Here is a 17,881-nt window from a genome sequence, read left to right as displayed (position 1 = left end):
TAAAAGAAGGAATTCGGAAGGATAATGTCGAAATAGATAGACTGTAAGCGGTTTCAAAAAGTACGTGTTGGAAAGGGGAAATGAGGACATGCAATTAAACAACTTTATCGGAGGTTCCTGGCAAGATAGCGGGGGTGCGAAATATACGGCTGTCACGAATCCGGCAAATGGAGAAGAGCTGGCGCAAGTGCGTTTATCGACGAGTGAAGACGTGGATCTGGCTGTGAAGGCGGCGAAGGAAGCGCAAAAGAAGTGGGCGCTTGTACCGGCTCCGAAACGGGCGGATTACTTATATGCAATCGGCAATCTTATGAAGGAACGAAAAGAGCATTTGGCTCAAGTATTGACACGTGAAATGGGGAAAGTGATCGAAGAAGGCCGCGGCGAAGTGCAGGAAGGGATTGACATGGCTTTCTATATGGCGGGAGAAGGTCGGAGGCTGTTTGGGGAAACAGTTCCTTCTGAGCTGCAGGATAAATTCGCGATGAGCGTCCGTGCACCGATCGGGGTTGTCGGATTGATCACGCCTTGGAACTTCCCGGTGGCAATTGCGACGTGGAAGTCATTCCCGGCAATTGTCGCGGGGAATACATTCGTTTGGAAGCCAGCTACGGAAACACCGATGATGGCGTATGAAATGGCGAAAATCTTTGAAGAAGTAGGGCTTCCGGCAGGCGTTGCCAACATCGTTTTCGGCTCGGGGTCTGAAGTCGGGACGGCAATGATCGAGCATCCGGATGTCCGTGTCATTTCATTCACGGGATCGACGGAAACGGGCCGTCACGTAGCTGAAACAGGCGGGCGTCATTTGAAGAAAGTGTCGCTTGAAATGGGTGGAAAGAACGCGGTCATCGTCATGGATGATGCGGATATCGACTTGGCAGTGGAAGGGATCCTTTGGAGTGCATTTGGAACGGCGGGCCAACGATGCACCGCATGCAGCCGGGTCATCGTGCATAAAGATGTAAAGGAAGAGTTGGAAACGAAATTATTGGCGTCGATGAAGCATTTGACAATCGGGGACGGGTTGGACGAGTCTGTGAAAATCGGACCGGTTATCAACGGAAAGGCATTGGAGAAAATCCAAAGTTATGTTGAAATCGGGAAAGAGGAAGGCGCGAAACTGTTGGCAGGGGGAAGTGTGCGGACAGATGGCGACTTTGAGAAAGGTCATTACTTCGAGCCGACTTTATTCACAGACGTGAAATGGGATAGCCGATTGGCGCAGGAGGAAATCTTCGGCCCGGTCGTGTCGCTCATTGAAGTCGAAAGCTTGGACGAGGCGATTGAAGTGAACAACAGCGTCGTTTATGGCTTGTCCAGCTCCATCTTCTCGCAGGATGTGAATAAAGTATTCCGGGCTCAACGGGATCTTGATACGGGAATCGTTTATGTGAACGCTGGAACGACGGGAGCGGAAATCCATCTTCCATTCGGGGGGACGAAGGGAACTGGCAATGGACACCGCGATTCAGGTGTTGCTGCGCTTGACGTATTCACAGAGTGGAAGAGCATTTACGTCGATTTCAGTGGAAAACTGCAACGGGCACAAATCGACACGGACTAAAGTGCAACTTCAATCAGTGACGTTTTTCCACTGATTGTTAGTTGAACCAATCGGGCAATTACTGGCTGTTGCCCCCTAGCAGGGGGGCTTACAGCCAGTTAATGCGGGATAATCTTGGGTAAAAGGGGATGTTCATATGAAAGTGGTTGTACTTGGAGCAGGTTTAATGGGGAAAGAGGCAGTACGCGATCTAGTGAAAAGTGATGACGTGACAAAAGTGTATTTGGCGGACTTGCATCTAAGAGCGGCTGAAGATTTTGCAGAGCAGCTCATGTCCGACAAATTGGATCTGTTGCAGCTAGATGCGACGAATGACCTTCAGCTGCAGGAAGTGATGGCACTTGGGGATGTCGTCATCAATGCGCTGTTCTATACATTCAATGAAAAGGTTGCGAAAACTGCTGTTGATATCGGCGTCCATTCCATCGACCTTGGCGGACATATCGGCGGTGCGACTGATGCAGTATTGGAGTTGGCAGAAAAAGCTGAAGCGAAAGGCGTAACGATCATTCCGGATCTTGGAGTGGCGCCGGGAATGATCAATATTTTGTCAGGCTACGGGGCGAGCAAACTTGATAAGGTGGAAAGCATCAAGCTTTACGTAGGAGGGATACCTGTAAAGCCGGAGCCTCCGCTTAATTACAACGTAGTGTTCTCGTTGGAAGGGGTATTCGACCATTATACTGACCCGTCCCACGTAATTCGTGATGGACAGCTGCTGGAGGTTCCATCATTATCCGAAGTGGAAACGATCCATTTCGATGAATTCGGTGAACTCGAGGCATTCCATACATCAGGCGGCACATCTACATTGACGAAGACATTCCCGAACGTCCAAACATTGGAATATAAGACGATCCGTTATAAAGGACACGCCGAAAAGTTCCAACTGCTTGTCGATCTCGGCCTGTTGTCGCGCGACAATAAAGTAACAGTCGGCGATAAGCAAGTGAAAGTCCGTGATGTCATGCGCGAACAGCTTTCCCCGCAATTGCGACTGGGCGACAAGTCTGATGCCGTCCTTCTTCGAGTCATTGTGAGCGGCGAAGCGCACGGAATGCCAGCGACGTATGAATATAACTTAGTGACGAAAAAGGATCTGTCGGTGAATGAAACGGCGATGGCTCGGGCGACAGCAAATACAATCTCAATCGTCGCTCAAATGATTGGTAACGGGACAATTACGAAACGCGGTGTTCATCCGCCGGAAAAAATCGTTCCTGGGGCTGAATACATTGAAGAGATGAAAAAACGCGGAGTTGTCATTGAAGAAACAGTAAAAACACAGGAAGCACACGTGTAATAGCTAGTTAGGGAAAGGGGTTGGGGAAGTGGATTTTATGTTCACAGAAGAACAGCAAATGCTGCGCAAGACGGCACGCCAATTCGTAGATGAGGAGATCATGCCTCATATCCAGCGATGGGACGCAGAGGGCGGATTCGATCCGGCCATTTGGAAAAAGCTCGCGGACTTAGGGTTCATGGGTGTCTGCGTTCCTGAACAATACGGCGGCAGCGGGATGGATTATAACTCGCTCGCCATTCTTTGCGAGGAACTGGAACGCGGGGATACGGCATTCCGGACGGCGGTTTCTGTCCATATCGGCTTGAATTCCATGACGCTCATGCAATGGGGGACGGAAGAGCAGAAGCAGAAATATTTGGTTCCACAAGCGAAAGGCGAGAAAATCGGTGCATTCGGATTGACAGAACCTGGTGCGGGCTCTGATGTTGCAGCGATGGCAACAACTGCAGTGCGCGATGGGGATGAATATGTCATTAACGGACAAAAGACTTGGATTTCTCTTTGCGACGTTGCGGACCATTTCCTTGTGTTTGCTTACACGGATAAATCGAAGAAGCACCATGGCATCAGTGCGTTCATCGTCGAGCGAACGACGCCTGGCTTTTCATCAAAAGCGATCAAAGGGAAATACGGCATCCGTGCGGGCAATACGGGCGAATTGTTTTTCGAAGATATGCGCATCCCTGCAGAAAACTTGTTAGGCCAGGAAGGCGAAGGCTTTAAAATCGCGATGTCTGCGCTCGATAACGGTCGTTTCACCGTGGCGGCAGGCGCAGTCGGCTTGATAATGGGTTGCATCGAAGAAAGCGTAAAGTATTGCCACGAACGCGAAACGTTCGGCAAGCCGATCGGCAAGCACCAGCTCGTCCAGCAAATGCTCGCCAATATGGAAGCGGGATACCAAATGAGCCGCCTCCTCGTCTACCGAGCGGGTGAGTTGAAGAATAAAGGATTGCGTAACACGCGCGAAACATCCCTTGCTAAGTGGCAAGCATGCGATTTTGCCAATAAAGCTGCAGATGACGCTTTCCAAATCCACGGCGCGTACGGCTATTCGGATGAATATCCGGTCGCACGCTTCCTGCGTAACTCGAAAGCGCCGGTCATCTACGAAGGAACACGTGAAATCCATACGATCATGCAAGCGGAATATGTATTAGGCTACCGTGAAGATAAAAAGTTAAGCCATATGCTGCCGGAATGGCCGTTTGATTAATAAGGTAATGGGAAACGCCAAGAGCCATTGAGCTCTTGGCGTTTTTCGTAGGGAGGCGGATTTCGAGATTTATGAGCGGATTTCGAGATTTATGAGCGGATTTCGAGATTTATGAGCGGATTTCGAGATTTATGAGCGGTTTTCGAGATTTATGAGCGGTTTTCAGGATTTATGAGCGGATTTCGAGATTTATGAGCGGTTATCGAGATTTATGAGCGGTTATCGAGATTTATGAGCGGTTATCGAGATTTATGAGCGGTTTTCAGGATTTATGAGCGGTTCGTCAAATTTATGATCACATCCGATGTTCCATAAGCGAACTTGTAGAAGTTGAATTAGGTCAAGAGTCACGAGGTAATCATAACTAGGTCAAACTCGCGCATATCTCCCTCCAACTTGCTCATAACTCACAACTCGCGCAAATCACCGCTCAACTCGCGCATAACTCGCAAAACATTCGACTGTAACTTTTCCAATCGGATAAAGTCTAATGACCAAAGGATGGTGATCATCTTGAAACGAAAAATTACTGCCTCTCTTATGGGAATGAGCCTTCTGCTTCCTTTGACCGGCTGTGGAACGAGTACCCATCAAAACAATCTTCAAATTTCTGAAGGAGTTGAATTCGGAGAAATGGATTATGAAACAATCGTTGAACCGAATAATGAATTGGGATTCAAATTAATAAATGAAATTACCCCGGATGATAACGGAAATCTATTCATTTCCCCGACTAGTCTTTTAATGGCATTGGCAATGGTTTATAACGGAGCGGATGGCGTGACGAAGGAAGAAATCGCGCAAGCCTTGCAAATGGAAGGAGTCGACCCGTTGGATTTGAATAAAGCGAGCGCCTCCCTTATGACGATGTTAAATAAAGACACAAACGAAATCGAGCTTCAAGTCGCCAACTCTATATGGCTGAACGATCAATATAAGTTCCAAGATGAATTCGCCAATCAATCAAAGGATTATTTCAACGCAGAAATCGAGGAAATCAACATCACGAGCAATGATTCGCCGAAACGGATCAATGACTGGGTGGAAAAGGCGACAAACGGTAAAATCGATAAAATGGTTAACGGGCCGTTGGACGAAGATCTTGTAGCCATGCTGTTGAACGCTATTTATTTCAAAGGGGATTGGCAGCATCCGTTTAAAAAGAAAGATACGGAGAAGAAGGCTTTCCATCTCGATAATGGAAATGAAATAGACATTCCGTTCATGAAATTACAGGAGGAGTTGGCGTATACAGCAACGGACGACTATCAAGCCATCGGGCTGCCATATGCAGACGGCGAAATGAGCATGACGATCGTACTTCCGAATGAAGGACGTGGCGTAAAGAAATTTCAAGCCACCCTTTCCAATGACAAATGGAAAGCTATTCATTCGGAAATGAAGACCCAAAGAGGCACTATCCTTCTGCCGAAATTTAAACTTTCCTATGAAACAGAGCTAAACGGGGCGTTAAAAGCGCTCGGCATGACGGGCGCATTCAACGCGGACGCAGATTTCAGCAAGATGATTGAAGAAGACGAGCCCCTTCTGATCAACAAAGTAAAGCAAAAAACATACATCGATGTGAATGAAGAAGGAACCGAGGCAGCTGCAGTGACTGGCGTGCAAATGGATGCCGGGTCCGCCCCTCCTGACGACCCATTCGTCATGGAGGTGAACCGCCCATTTTTCTTTGCGATTACGGATGAGGAAACCGGGGCTGTCCTGTTCATGGGCCTTATCGCAAAACCTGAAATGTAGAAAAAATCAATTGTGGAAATGAACTAACCATGCTACACTATTCTTACTATTAATCGGACGGAGGTGAGGAATGATGTTGGACACTGTGAATGCACGTGAAGTTTTATTAGAATATTTAGCCACTTCATGTGCGATTACTCATGAAATTGCCGTCAACGGGATACGTATGCCCTTTTTTAGACAATTTCAGTAATCACACAGCTGTTTAGCACATCATTCCTTACATTATTTTTGGGGAAGGCTGCTTAAACGCAGTCTTTTTTTGTGCGCTTCTAGCTGTGAAATCAGAGAGGAAGCGGAAAAATTATGATTTGTACAATACAACAAGTAAGCAAAATGTTAGGTGGCAACACCATATTTGAAAATTTTTCATTGGAAATTAAAACAGGTGACAAGCTCGGCGTCGTCGGACGGAATGGAAGCGGGAAAACAACATTATTCAAACTCATTGCGGCTGTCGAACAACCGGATGCTGGACGCATTCATTTTAAAAAGGGAACCAAAATCGGATATTTATCGCAAATTCCTTCATTCGAACAGCCGATGACCGGATATGAAGTGCTCCGGAGCGCATTCGATGAACTAAGATCTATTCAGAAGCAGCTTTCCGAAATGGAACTGCAATTATCGAATCCGGATACTACGGATATGGATCGCCTGCTTCACCAATACGGCCAATTGCAAGATGAATTCGTCCGTCGTGACGGTTACGCGATGGATTCGGAAATTGAAAAGATCATCAACGGTCTTCAATTACGATCGTTTGTCGAACAGGAATTCAGCCAGATGAGCGGCGGTGAACAGACGAAAATTATGCTAGGCAAACTTCTGCTAACCCAACCTGATTTGCTTCTTTTGGATGAACCGACGAACCATTTGGACTTATTCGCTGTCGAGTGGCTAGAGGCCTATTTGATGGATTATTCAGGGACAGTCGTCATCATTTCGCATGATCGCTATTTTCTCGATAATGTCGTGAAAAGGATAGCGGATCTTGAAGATGGGGAGCTCTATTTGTATTTCGGTAATTACAGTTCATTTGTTCAACAAAAGGAAGAACGGCTACTGCGCGAATTCCAAGATTATGAAGAACAGCAGAAGAAGATCAAGAAGATGAAGGAAGCGATCAAACGGCTACGGATATGGGCGAATGAAGCAAATCCGCCGAATGCTGGTCTGCACCGGCAAGCAACAAATATGGAGCGGGCACTGGAGCGGATGGAGAAGCTTCGGAAGCCATTGATTGATCCACGGAAAATGGCATTGTCGTTTGAGGCGGCTCCGCGAAGCGGCAAGGAAGTCGTCATCATGCAAGAAGCTGTAAAATCATTCGGTGGAAATGAATTATTGCGCAGTGCGAATCTCCAAGTTCTTTGGAAAGACAGGGCGGCGATTGTCGGACGGAATGGAAGTGGGAAAACGACCGTACTGAAAATGCTTCTAGGCGAACTTACCCCCGACGAAGGTGTATGCAAATTGGGTGCAAGTGTAAAAGTGGGCTTCTTGTCGCAACACTTCGCGATTGATGAACCTAAAGCCCGTCTGATTGACGTTTTTCGTAAAGATATTGGCGTCGAGGAAGGCGAAGCACGGCATATACTCGCGAAATTCATGTTTTACGGACCGGATGTATTCAAAAGGATTGGCGATTTGAGCGGAGGAGAGCGTACAAGACTGCGGCTTGCGCAGCTAATGCATCAGGACGTGAACTTCCTCGTATTGGACGAACCGACGAATCATTTGGACATCGAATCACGGGAAGTGCTCGAAGACGCATTGGAAGATTTTCCAGGAACGCTTCTTGCTGTTTCACATGACCGGTATTTCCTGAATAAATTATTTTCCCGTACCGCGTGGCTTGAGGACGGAACGATAACAATGTTCGAAGGTCCTTTCGACTGGGCTCGGCAAAAATGGGTTGAAATGCAGGAGTCATTAGTCGCTGAATCTCCAAAGCAAATACCTGTTAATAAGAAGCCGAAGCTGAGTAAGGAAACAAACATAGAAGAGGAAATCGCTTCTTTGGAAATTCAAATAGATCGTTTGGAAAAGAATATAGCTATTGAAACCGACTGGAGTGATTACGAATCCAAGACGGCGAAAATTACTGCATTGCAGAAAAAGTTGGATGAGTACTATGAACAATGGCTGATTGAAAGCGAATCGTAAGCATAGATTTATCGACAAAGCAGGTGAAGGAGCTCGAGCTCCTTCACCTTTTTAAATACAGGATTAAAAATAACGGAGAAATCAAAGTTCGTGATTAACATTATTAATATTATAATTGAAATAATTAATTTTAAACTTGCTATTTGGAAATAGATGAGATATGATGAATTCAAATGAAAGGGGAATTCAGATAATTATGGCATATCCCGTTATAAGTCATTGTCCTGTTTGCGACGAAACGCTGAAAGTTACAAAACTTCATTGCAACCGATGCCATACGTCTATTGAAAATGAATTTGAGCTTTCCAAATTGGCTGCGTTGTCTGGGGAACAACTCCATTTTGTCGAAGTGTTTTTGGCATGCAGGGGCAATATTAAAGAAGTTGAAAAAGAGCTTGGAATTTCGTATCCGACTGTCCGAGGCAAGTTGAATGAAGTTGTCAGCTCGCTCGGCTATGAGATAAAAAAGAAAAGTGAGGTGGATGAGAAGAAAGTCGTTGCCATGCTAGAAAGCGGAGAAATCACTCCGGAAGAAGCGATTAAACTGTTAAAAGATGAATAGGGGGAATTCGTGATGAAAACGGAAATTGAAAAAGTGTTGACGCTTGTACAAGAGGGGAAAGTGGACGCGGAGAAAGCGTCAGAGCTAATTGAAGTATTGAAAAATAGGGATTCAGGAAGCGCATCATCTAAGCCGACTGCATATACAGATAAGACATTGAAAATCCGGGTCGTATCAGCGGATAACGACAATGTTTCTGTCAACTTGCCAATCAAGCTGATCAAAGTCCTCTTAAAGGCGGGACATAATATTGCGGGGAACATTCCTCAATCAGAGAAATACGTGAAAGACATTGATATCGAAGTGCTGATCGAAGCGATTGACAATGAATTGGACGGACAAATCGTTGACGTCAAATCGGCGGACGGCGATACGGTTTCCGTGTTTATCGAATAAATGATGCGAGTCAAAGTGAAGGCAGATAAGGTGCGCTTGTTCATCCCGATCCCGTATGTATTCCTGACAATCGGCATCATGATCCTATCTTCAGAACGGTTTCAGCAGCTCATTAATAAATGGATTGTCGATCATTCTGAAGACAAGGAAAAAGCGTTTGCAATTCCACCGTTGGATAAAAATGAACTAAGAAGTATTGTGTCAGAGTTGAAGAAACATAGAGGACTTGGATTAGTGAACGTCAAAGCGAAGGATGGCACAGAAGTTATCGTGAAACTATGATAACTTCTTTTTTTGTTGCAATCCGGCATACATGGGTGTAATATAATGACTGGATGACCAAAAGTGTATTTTGGTCAATGAAGCGAGGTGGGGAAGTGGATCGCAGACAAGAAATTTTGGAGGCAGCTGCCAAATCATTTTCGTTATTCGGCTATAAAGCGACGACGATGGACCAAGTCGCCAAAATAGCGAATGTAGGAAAAGGGACGATCTATACATTTTTCGCAAACAAAGAAGAACTGTTCAATGCAATCGTCCTGCAAATGGTCGAAGAAATGCGAGCGGCATCTGACGCGGCAACCGTCGAAGGTGCGTCCTTTGAACGAAATGCCCATGCACGGCTTATGCAAATGTTGAAATTCCGAGAGACGCATCAATTGTACGCCAAATTGATCGATGAAGGAAAAGAATTGCGCACACCTGCCGTCATTGAAGTGCTTGCTCAAATTGAAAATGAAATCGTCTCTTATATTAAAGCGAAAATTGAGCGGGCAGTCGACAAAGGCGAATTAAAGCCATGCGACAGTGAGCTTATCGCATTCCTTCTATTCAAATCGTATTTGGCGCTTGTCGTCGATTGGGGGAAAACCCATGAGGACGAAGAGTTGTCCGAAGAACGGATTGCAGGATTATTAAGCAACACTATTTTTACAAGTCTCTTAGCTTGAGACTCTTTTTTTATTCACGATTGACCATATGAGGATTTTGGTCAATTAGTACAAATGGAGGAATGAATGGATGAAAAAATCAATGATATTCGCGGAATGGAAACAGCTTCTCCGTACAAGAAAATTACTTGTACCGATGATCGCTATTCTTTTCATTCCAGTTTTATATGCAGGAATGTTCTTATGGGCATTTTGGGATCCATATGCCAATATGGATGCATTGCCTGTAGCGATCGTCAATTTGGATGAAGGTGCAGAGTTGGAAGGAAAACAGCTTGCGCTAGGCGATGAATTAGTCGATAAACTGTTGGATGGAAATAATTTTAACATCCAGGAAGTTTCCAAGGCGGACGCGGAAGCCGGCTTGAAAAATCAAGACTACTATATCGCGATTGAAATACCGGAGAACTTTTCGCAGCACGCTACGACATTGCTGGATGAAAATCCGGAAAAGTTGACGATCGTGTATAAGCCGAATGAGGGCTTTAACTTCTTGTCTGCCCAAATTGGGGAGACGGCGATGGAACGGATTCGTGCGGAAGTGAATGATAAAGTTGCTTCTACTTATGCTGAGCAGTTGTTTGACTCCATCAATGAGATGGGTACAGGCTTCGGCGATGCTGCGGATGGTGCGGGTGAATTGCATGATGGTGCAAGTGAGCTGGCAAAAGGCGCGGATGATTTGAAAGGGTATTTGGAAACGTTGGCGTCCAGCACAATCACGTTGAAGGACGGTTCCGACAAGTTGGCGCAAGGGACTACGGAAGCCGCGAAAGGTGCTGCGGATTTGAATAAAGGAATCGGTGCGCTTTCAACTGGTGTCGAAGATCTTCGCACGGGTGCAAGTAAAGCGAGTACGGGCGCATCCGATTTGCAGTCGGGGATCACAGATTATACGGCTGGTGTTGAGAAATTGAGAGCTAGCTATGCGCAAATTGCGGAAAAAGAAGCCGAGTTTGGAAAAGCGGTTGGAACAATCAAAGAAAAAACAGCTGCATTGAATGGGTCTGCTCAAAAACTTGCAGATGCTTCGAAAAATGTAAATGCGGGCATCAATGATCTATCCGAAAAATTGGCACCTGTATTAGCTTCATTGCCGGAGGATCAACAGGCCGGTTTGAAAGTGGCATTAAGCCAATTGCAACAAGGAAGTGCTGAACTATCGGGCGGTATGAGTGAGCTTTCCTCTGGAACTGCGGCGCTTAGCGATGGAACTGCCCAATTGAACAGCTCAGCTAGTCAGTTGCGCGACGGCCATGCGCAAGCACTTACAGGTCTGAATGAATTAAATGGATCTTCCGCTAAGCTCGTTGCAGGGTCTTCAGCTCTTACAGAAGGGAACGGTGCGTTAGCAGCCGGTCTTGATCAGCTGTCTGAAGGCGTTGTAAAAGCACAGAAAGGATCTTCTGATTTGGCTTCTGGCTTGAATGAATTGAATGCCGGCACGGGAACGTTGAAAGAAGGAACCGGTACGCTTGCTTCGAAATCGAAAGAGCTTGCGGACGGCTCGGCGAAGTTGACAGACGGCATGAATGAGTTGAATGAAGGAACAGTGACATTGCAAGAAAAACTAGCGGAGGCCAATGCAACCGCGGGCGAAGTGAATCCAAACGAGAAGACGTATGAAATGGCGGCATCTCCAGTTGATGTCCAAAAAGAGGGCATCAATGAAGTGCCGAACTATGGTACAGGATTCGCGCCGTACTTCCTGTCACTCGGCTTGTTTGTCGGGGCATTGTTAGTGTCAATTGTCTTCCCGCTCGTCGAACCGGCGATCAAACCGACAGGCGCATTCGGATGGATGGCGAGCAAGGTATCCGTCTTGGCGATCGTTGGACTTGTGCAAGCCTTAGTCGCAGTCGGCATCATTAAAGGAGCACTTGGAATGGAAACGGTCAATTTGCCGTTGTTCATTTTGACAGCGATTATTACGAGCTACACGTACATCGCAATCGTTCAGATGTTGGTGTCGTTGCTCGGAGATCCAGGCCGCTTCGTTGCGATTCTTGTATTGATATTGCAGTTGACAACGAGTGCAGGAACGTTCCCGTTGGAATTAATTCCTGAACCTCTTCAAGTGTTTAATACGTTGTTGCCGATGACATATTCCGTCCAAGCTTTCAAGGCGGCGATCTCCACTGGTGACATCGCGCATCTGTGGGCAAGCAACGGTGTGTTGATCGGCTTCATGGTCGCATGTTTGGCAATTACGTTCGGTTATTTTGCATTGGTGTTCAAAAAACGGTATTCAAGAGATACTGTAGAAGCATAAGAAAAAGCGATTTGCAGATGAATTTCTGCAAATCGCTTTTTTAATATGTGAGAGACTTTGGGCGCGCTCAAGAAATGAGTTTGGCGCTCAAGAATCGAGTTTTGCGCTCAAGCATCGAGTTTTGCGCTCAAGAATCGAGTTCTACGCTCAAGAATCGGAATCTGCGCTCAAGAATCAGGTTCTACGCTCAAGAATCAGGTTTCTGCGCTCAAGAATCAGGTTTGGCGCTCAAGAATCAGGTTTCGCGCCCAAGAATCGGGTTTGGCGCTCATGAAATGAGTTTTGCGCTCAAGAATTGGATTTCGCGCCCAAGAATCCGAATTCGCGCTCAAGATTCAAGCCCTGCACTCAAAGCGTCATCCCTTAACAATCAAGAACCTACATAATCCCCGCCATCAACATGGATCGTCTGGCCCGTCATATAGCTGGAATCGCTAGATGCAAGGAAGACATACGCCGGTGCGTTCTCCGCCGGCTGTCCTCGGCGCTTCACTGGTGTATCCGCTCCGTGCTGCTCTACTTTTTGTGCATCGAATGTCGCTGGAATCAATGGCGTCCATATTGGACCAGGGGCTACTGCGTTAACGCGAATGCCTTTGCCTGCCAAGTTTAATGCAAGTGAGCGGGTGAATGTTGTAATGGCGCCTTTCGTTGCCGAATAATCAATCAATCCCGGCGAGCCGTTATACGCCGTGACCGAAGATGTATTGATGATGCAATCGCCATCCTTCATATGAGCTAGCGCCGCTTTCGATAAATAGAACAAGCCGAAGAAATTGGTGTCGAACGTTTCGCGCAGTTGATCGCTTGAAATTTGAGAGATGTCGTCTTGCGGGAACTGCTTTCCGGCATTGTTCACGAGGATATTCAAACTGCCGAATTCCTGGACGACATCGTCAATCAGCTTCTCGCAATTTTCCTCTTCACTAATATCGATGCGAATTTTTTTTGCTTTTCCGCCGTATTGTTCAATCAACTCAACGGTTTTATTTGCATCGACATCTTCGGCTTCATCCAAGTATGCGATCGCCACGTTGGCGCCTTCTTTCGCAAAAGCCACGGCGACGGCGCGGCCGATTCCGCTATCCCCGCCAGTAATCAGGGCGTTTTTCCCTTTTAATTTACCGGACCCTTTATAGTTTTCATCGTCATAGAGGGGAGGTGGAGTCATTTCTGCTTCAATTCCCGGCTGATGATTTTGTGTCTGCGGTGTCACTTGTTCATCTTTTTTTTCATACTTGTCATTCATTGTCATATTCCTCCTCGAAAATATCGTTTACAATGAGATATTCCCTGTAAAGGAACCATTAAACTTTCGAGATGTGACTCGGTTTTTAATAAAAAAAACAGGGAATTAAGAGACCAGGGGGTGTGGGTATATGCACAGATCCACAATTTGGGATCAAATGAAATTGCCTGTCGTAGCAATTGTTTGGCTGATTTCAATGATTGTCCTTGTCATAGGAACCTACAATGCGATTTCAATTAGTACATATTCTATTTTTGCAGTGATTGCAATTTTATTTTTTATCGGGTCCGATCGTCTAGCCTTCTTCTTTTATATTATCTTGACTGTGGGGACGGTATTTGCCCTTTTAGTCATTGCGTTCAGGGATAATTGGAGCCCGCTTGATCAAGGGTTGGCAATTGTTTTGCATTTTCTGTTTCTTGTCCATTTATTTGCCCTATATAGCTTATCCAAGTATGTTTACCAGTTTCGAAGCGAGAATTATTTTTTGAAGGAACGGATTTTGCATTTGGAAGGTTTTATTACGGAAGAAGGTGTTTTGCCTCGGAAGGAATTTGAAAAACAGGCGGCATTCATTTTAGCGACGATGGCTAGACGGAACGAAACGGGCTATTTCGTGCAAATTGACTTGTCGGAATTGCCGAGGATGACGAAACGGACTGCATTATCGTTAGTAGGAAGCATTTTACATACGGAAAGTAGACAGCATTTTGATATTGTAGGAAAAACGGGTGAATTCAAGTTGACGATTCTTCTACAAAACACGGATGTCGACGGGGTGTCGGTTGTAAAAGGCCGAATTGAAAAGAAGTTGAAGGAGACGTTCCAAGAGAATGTGCTGGAGAAGATAGAGTGGACAGCAACACGGGTGGAGGGGCAGACGGCTTTGCCTGAAGGGGTGATGTCATGAGACGTCGAACAGTCCTCTTATTGCTAGTATTCCTCTTGTTTATAGCAGCCATTATTATAGGAGCGGTCTACAATATCGTCTACGTCTTATTGTTTACGACTGCCTTATTCTTATTGCTCCTATCCTATTATTCTCTATTGCTCGTTGCGGGTTTGTACAACCGTATTAAGATGGAAAGAGCGCCAACCCCGTCACTTGAATCCTATCCCGGAGTCGATATCCTCATTCCGGCTCATAATGAAGGGGTTGTCATGAAAGAAACGATCGAAGCGATGGTTAGCATAAAATATCCGGGTGATTTGCAAATATACGTATTGAACGATAATTCAACGGATGAAACGGCGGAAATTGCTCAAATTTTTGATGATACATATAAAAATGTGCATCATATTCAAGTGCCTCCCGGCGAACCCCGGGGCAAGTCACGAGTGCTGAACTATGGTTTAAGCATATCCTCGAATAAATATTATTGCGTCTATGATGCAGACAATCAACCAGAGCCTGATGCGCTGATCAAACTCGTTGCCACAGCCGAGCAGAACGAGCAATCGGCAGGAGCTGTTGGATATGTGCGTACGATGAATGAATCTGCAAACTGGCTGACCCGCATGATTTCAATTGAGTTTCAAGTATTCCAGCTCCTCATGCAATCAGGCAGATGGCAATTGTTTAAAACGGGTTCATTGACAGGGACAAATATGCTCGTCAAACGGTCCGTCATTGATGAGTTGGGCGGATATGACCCTTACGCCATCGCGGAAGATGCGGAATTGACGTTGCGAATCACCCAAAACGGGTATTACCTGCCGATCGTTCCCGATTCCATCACTTGGGAGCAGGAGCCTGAGACACTATCCGTTTACGTCAAACAACGTACACGCTGGCTACAGGGGAATCTGTATATCGTTGAGAAGACGCTATTGGAGCCAGGCTATTTCCGTGGGAAGTTGATTGTCCATTCCGTCCATCAGCTAATGGTTTACGTGATTTTTTGGCTATTTTTGATTGTGTCATATGTCTGGTTCATTCTCGGTATTCTCGATATTTTTGCTGTGCAATATAGCTATCCATTGCTGTTTATCTGGTATCTTTCCTATATTATCTATACGGCGCAGCTGTTTGCCGCACAGGCAACCCAACGGACATTTACGCCGATCAATGTATTTATTAGCGTCATCATGTATTTCACATATGCCCAACTGTTCACGTATTTATTTATACGAAGCTCGATTCGATATATAAAGGCGAAGAAAAATCAGCAAGTTATCGGCTGGGACAAAACTGCTAGATTTAAATCGAAATGATGTGCGTTATAATGGGGAAAAGGGGGATGTGTAGAAATGAAGAGATTGCTGTTAACGGGCTTTGAGCCATTTTTGAATTATCCCGTCAATCCAACCGCGCGGATTGTCGAAGAATTGCACGGGCTGGAAATCGGGAAATACCAGATTCATAGTGAAGTGCTGCCGGTCGATTTCAGTGTATCAGGCGATCGCATCATTTCTCATATTAAAAATGTGAAACCTGACGCAGTCCTGTCGCTCGGTTTATCCGGCGGTCGATTCAAAATTACGCCCGAACGGATCGCCATTAATGTGAACGATGGAGCGAAGGACAATAGTGGCCATGCCCCTGTTGATGAGCCAATTGTTGATGGAGGAGCGGACGGTTATTTCACGAATATGCCAATTAGGAAAATGGTCGATGCATTGAAGGGAGCCGGACTGCCTGCGGAAATTTCCAACACGGCTGGCGCTTATTTATGCAACCATGTCATGTACCGCGTCCTTCATTTTGTAAATGCACAACGTCCGGACATGCTTGCGGGTTTTATTCATATTCCTGCTTCCCATGAGCTCGCCGTCGAGCACGGACGAGTGCCAAGCTGGTCGCATGAAGACTTGAAACGGGCTATTGTGATGTGTATTGAAACGTTGGATTGAATGAAAAATGCTGGGAGAATGGATCTCCCAGCATTTTTTTGACACTTTACAATAATCCTATCCATTTCCAATACGTTGCACTGAACAAAAGAATGAGCAAATAGCCGATGACGGTGAGCGGTATGCCAGACTTCAGAAAATCCTTCACCGTAAATGCGCCTGTCCCATAAGCGAGCATGTTTTGCGGAGCGCTCACAGGGAGAAGGAAGCCAAAGCTAATGACGAATTGCTGGATCAGGACAAAACCAACATTGTTAGCATCAATTGCGATTGTCGTCGTCAAAGCGATGAAAATCGGGATGAGGGCGGACGACAAGCTTGTCGCGCTAGCAAATCCGAGATGTATTAAAATATTGAACAACGACAATAAAGCGATCGTCGCAAGCAGTGGCATATTTTCAAGCCCCATTGCGCCGAATACTTTGTCTGACAGCCATTGAGCACCGGTCGTATCGAGTAGGATCGTTCCAAGGGCGATGCCGACCGCAAAAACGATAATTGTCCCCCAAGGAATGAGTCGTTCAACCGTTTTCCAGTCGAAGACGCCGATTTTCGGCGATAATAGAATGGCGATCGCAACAAGTGTCACTGTTGTCGTATCAAGTGGATGCAGCTTTTCTTCTGTAGCCCACAGGAAAAGGAGAGCGACGGAAACGATGATGAGCCGTAGTTCCGAAGATTTCATCGGACCGAGTTCTTTCAACTGGTCTTTGATCAATTCCTTCCCGCCTTCAATTACTTGTGTTTCGGGTTTAATTAATTTCATCATGACGAAGTAAAGGACGACTGACATGATGATAGACCATGGTGCCGCGTATAAGAACCATGAGCTCCATGCCACAGAGACGCCGAATTCTTTTTCGATGAACCCTAAAGCGACCATATTTTGTGCAGCCCCGGTTTTGATACCGATATTCCAGATGGAGACGGATTGCACGGCAGTGATGACCAGTAGTGCGCCGAGGCGGCTGTTTGGCTGCAGACCGAATGCCGCCACCATTCCGAGTAAGATTGGTACAACCGCCCCTGCCCGGGCTGTTGCGCTCGGTACGAAAAAGGCGAGCACGATGGAAACAAGAATTGCTCCAAACACGATTGCCCCCGTTTTCACCCCGACTTTCGATAATATAAAGAGTGCGAGCCGCTTATGCAAATTGGTCGCCTGCATGGCAGATGCAAGGAACAAGGCGGCCGCAACGAGTGCCACGGCTGAATTGGAAAAGCCGCCAAGCGCCATCTTCAGCGCGGCTTTTGTACCAACAATCGTATCGGGATTCACCATATCCGGTGCAAAGCCGACCAGCAAGGCGACAAGTCCAATAATCATCGCAGCGCTGACAGGATAGGAAACCGCCTCCGTCACCCAAAGGATGACCGCAAAAGCCAATATGGCCAATGCCCGTTGACCTATCACAGGCAAGTCGTCCGGAGTCGGAAGTAGGACGATGGCAATCATAACGATAAAAGCTAACGCAATCCAAATAGGCTTTAAATTGCGTTTCGGAGTTTCCGCTTCAGATGCTTTAACCATTCCGATTCAATTCCTTCCTAGGTAATCTAGTTTTCCTTCATACTAGATT

At 46.1% G+C, this 17,881-nt stretch carries 16 protein-coding genes; 14 read left to right on the top strand and 2 right to left on the bottom strand.

Annotated elements, in window-relative coordinates:
- Nucleotides 1-88 precede the first annotated feature (88 nt).
- From ACR65H_RS01835 to ACR65H_RS01785, 11 genes are all read left to right on the top strand, one after another.
- Nucleotides 89-1,567, top strand: coding sequence for an aldehyde dehydrogenase family protein (locus ACR65H_RS01835; RefSeq protein WP_440498351.1), 1,479 nt, complete (start codon nucleotides 89-91; stop codon nucleotides 1,565-1,567).
- Between the two features lie 136 nt (nucleotides 1,568-1,703).
- A complete protein-coding gene (locus ACR65H_RS01830) occupies nucleotides 1,704-2,870 on the top strand; it encodes a saccharopine dehydrogenase family protein (RefSeq protein WP_440498350.1) in 1,167 nt (388 codons plus the stop codon).
- A gap of 28 nt (nucleotides 2,871-2,898) precedes the next feature.
- Nucleotides 2,899-4,089 (top strand): acyl-CoA dehydrogenase family protein, encoded by a 1,191-nt coding sequence (locus ACR65H_RS01825; RefSeq protein ID WP_440498349.1) that lies wholly within the window; start codon nucleotides 2,899-2,901, stop codon nucleotides 4,087-4,089.
- A 513-nt stretch (nucleotides 4,090-4,602) separates the two neighbouring features.
- The gene (locus ACR65H_RS01820; protein ID WP_440498348.1) at nucleotides 4,603-5,850 is read left to right on the top strand and encodes a serpin family protein; all 1,248 of its coding nucleotides are present in this window, start codon (nucleotides 4,603-4,605) and stop codon (nucleotides 5,848-5,850) included.
- Between the two features lie 70 nt (nucleotides 5,851-5,920).
- Nucleotides 5,921-6,043, top strand: a complete 123-nt coding sequence (locus tag ACR65H_RS01815) for an RAxF-45 family protein (protein ID WP_440498347.1) — start codon at nucleotides 5,921-5,923, stop codon at nucleotides 6,041-6,043.
- Nucleotides 6,044-6,156: 113 nt separating this feature from the next.
- Nucleotides 6,157-8,019, top strand: a complete 1,863-nt coding sequence (gene abc-f, locus ACR65H_RS01810; protein WP_440498346.1) for a ribosomal protection-like ABC-F family protein — start codon at nucleotides 6,157-6,159, stop codon at nucleotides 8,017-8,019.
- A 196-nt stretch (nucleotides 8,020-8,215) separates the two neighbouring features.
- Nucleotides 8,216-8,581, top strand: coding sequence for a DUF2089 domain-containing protein (locus tag ACR65H_RS01805; protein ID WP_440498345.1), 366 nt, complete (start codon nucleotides 8,216-8,218; stop codon nucleotides 8,579-8,581).
- 12 nt (nucleotides 8,582-8,593) lie between these two features.
- The gene (locus ACR65H_RS01800) at nucleotides 8,594-8,977 is read left to right on the top strand and encodes an SHOCT-like domain-containing protein (protein ID WP_440498344.1); all 384 of its coding nucleotides are present in this window, start codon (nucleotides 8,594-8,596) and stop codon (nucleotides 8,975-8,977) included.
- 15 nt (nucleotides 8,978-8,992) lie between these two features.
- Nucleotides 8,993-9,259 (top strand): hypothetical protein, encoded by a 267-nt coding sequence (locus ACR65H_RS01795; protein ID WP_440498343.1) that lies wholly within the window; start codon nucleotides 8,993-8,995, stop codon nucleotides 9,257-9,259.
- Between the two features lie 95 nt (nucleotides 9,260-9,354).
- Nucleotides 9,355-9,927: a TetR/AcrR family transcriptional regulator gene (locus ACR65H_RS01790; RefSeq protein ID WP_440498342.1), complete on the top strand. Its 573-nt coding sequence runs from the start codon at nucleotides 9,355-9,357 to the stop codon at nucleotides 9,925-9,927.
- A gap of 70 nt (nucleotides 9,928-9,997) precedes the next feature.
- A complete protein-coding gene (locus ACR65H_RS01785) occupies nucleotides 9,998-12,199 on the top strand; it encodes a YhgE/Pip family protein (RefSeq protein ID WP_440498341.1) in 2,202 nt (733 codons plus the stop codon).
- 370 nt (nucleotides 12,200-12,569) lie between these two features.
- Here ACR65H_RS01785 and ACR65H_RS01780 read toward each other — a convergent pair whose 3' ends face one another.
- Nucleotides 12,570-13,448, bottom strand: coding sequence for an SDR family oxidoreductase (locus ACR65H_RS01780; protein ID WP_440498340.1), 879 nt, complete (start codon nucleotides 13,446-13,448; stop codon nucleotides 12,570-12,572).
- Nucleotides 13,449-13,578: 130 nt separating this feature from the next.
- Between ACR65H_RS01780 and ACR65H_RS01775 the strand changes: the two genes are divergently transcribed.
- The 3 genes from ACR65H_RS01775 to ACR65H_RS01765 are packed head-to-tail and all read left to right on the top strand — an operon-like array spanning nucleotide 13,579 to nucleotide 16,301.
- Nucleotides 13,579-14,358 carry a hypothetical protein gene (locus ACR65H_RS01775; protein ID WP_440498339.1) on the top strand — a complete coding sequence of 260 codons (780 nt, stop codon included), beginning with the start codon at nucleotides 13,579-13,581 and terminating at the stop codon, nucleotides 14,356-14,358.
- The gene (locus tag ACR65H_RS01770) at nucleotides 14,355-15,662 is read left to right on the top strand and encodes a glycosyltransferase family 2 protein (protein WP_440498338.1); all 1,308 of its coding nucleotides are present in this window, start codon (nucleotides 14,355-14,357) and stop codon (nucleotides 15,660-15,662) included. The genes ACR65H_RS01775 and ACR65H_RS01770 overlap by 4 nt, the downstream gene beginning before the upstream one ends.
- 36 nt (nucleotides 15,663-15,698) lie before the next feature.
- Nucleotides 15,699-16,301, top strand: coding sequence for a pyroglutamyl-peptidase I (locus ACR65H_RS01765; protein WP_440498337.1), 603 nt, complete (start codon nucleotides 15,699-15,701; stop codon nucleotides 16,299-16,301).
- 46 nt (nucleotides 16,302-16,347) lie between these two features.
- Here ACR65H_RS01765 and ACR65H_RS01760 read toward each other — a convergent pair whose 3' ends face one another.
- Complete coding sequence (locus ACR65H_RS01760) at nucleotides 16,348-17,832, bottom strand: DASS family sodium-coupled anion symporter (RefSeq protein WP_440498336.1); 1,485 nt, start codon at nucleotides 17,830-17,832, stop codon at nucleotides 16,348-16,350.
- Nucleotides 17,833-17,881 lie beyond the last annotated feature (49 nt).

It is taken from the genome of Sporosarcina sp. SAFN-015, from assembly GCF_059415085.1.
This window is presented reverse-complemented; position numbering and strand designations above follow the sequence as displayed.

Coding starts and splice junctions, on each gene's coding strand:
- ACR65H_RS01800 (WP_440498344.1), top strand. CDS start 8,594: ATGAAAACGGAAATTGAAAAAGTGTTGACGCTTGTACAAGAGGGGAAA.
- ACR65H_RS01830 (WP_440498350.1), top strand. CDS start 1,704: ATGAAAGTGGTTGTACTTGGAGCAGGTTTAATGGGGAAAGAGGCAGTA.
- ACR65H_RS01760 (WP_440498336.1), bottom strand. CDS start 17,832: ATGGTTAAAGCATCTGAAGCGGAAACTCCGAAACGCAATTTAAAGCCT.
- ACR65H_RS01815 (WP_440498347.1), top strand. CDS start 5,921: ATGATGTTGGACACTGTGAATGCACGTGAAGTTTTATTAGAATATTTA.
- ACR65H_RS01770 (WP_440498338.1), top strand. CDS start 14,355: ATGAGACGTCGAACAGTCCTCTTATTGCTAGTATTCCTCTTGTTTATA.
- abc-f (WP_440498346.1), top strand. CDS start 6,157: ATGATTTGTACAATACAACAAGTAAGCAAAATGTTAGGTGGCAACACC.
- ACR65H_RS01805 (WP_440498345.1), top strand. CDS start 8,216: ATGGCATATCCCGTTATAAGTCATTGTCCTGTTTGCGACGAAACGCTG.
- ACR65H_RS01780 (WP_440498340.1), bottom strand. CDS start 13,448: ATGAATGACAAGTATGAAAAAAAAGATGAACAAGTGACACCGCAGACA.
- ACR65H_RS01785 (WP_440498341.1), top strand. CDS start 9,998: ATGAAAAAATCAATGATATTCGCGGAATGGAAACAGCTTCTCCGTACA.
- ACR65H_RS01775 (WP_440498339.1), top strand. CDS start 13,579: ATGCACAGATCCACAATTTGGGATCAAATGAAATTGCCTGTCGTAGCA.
- ACR65H_RS01835 (WP_440498351.1), top strand. CDS start 89: ATGCAATTAAACAACTTTATCGGAGGTTCCTGGCAAGATAGCGGGGGT.
- ACR65H_RS01765 (WP_440498337.1), top strand. CDS start 15,699: ATGAAGAGATTGCTGTTAACGGGCTTTGAGCCATTTTTGAATTATCCC.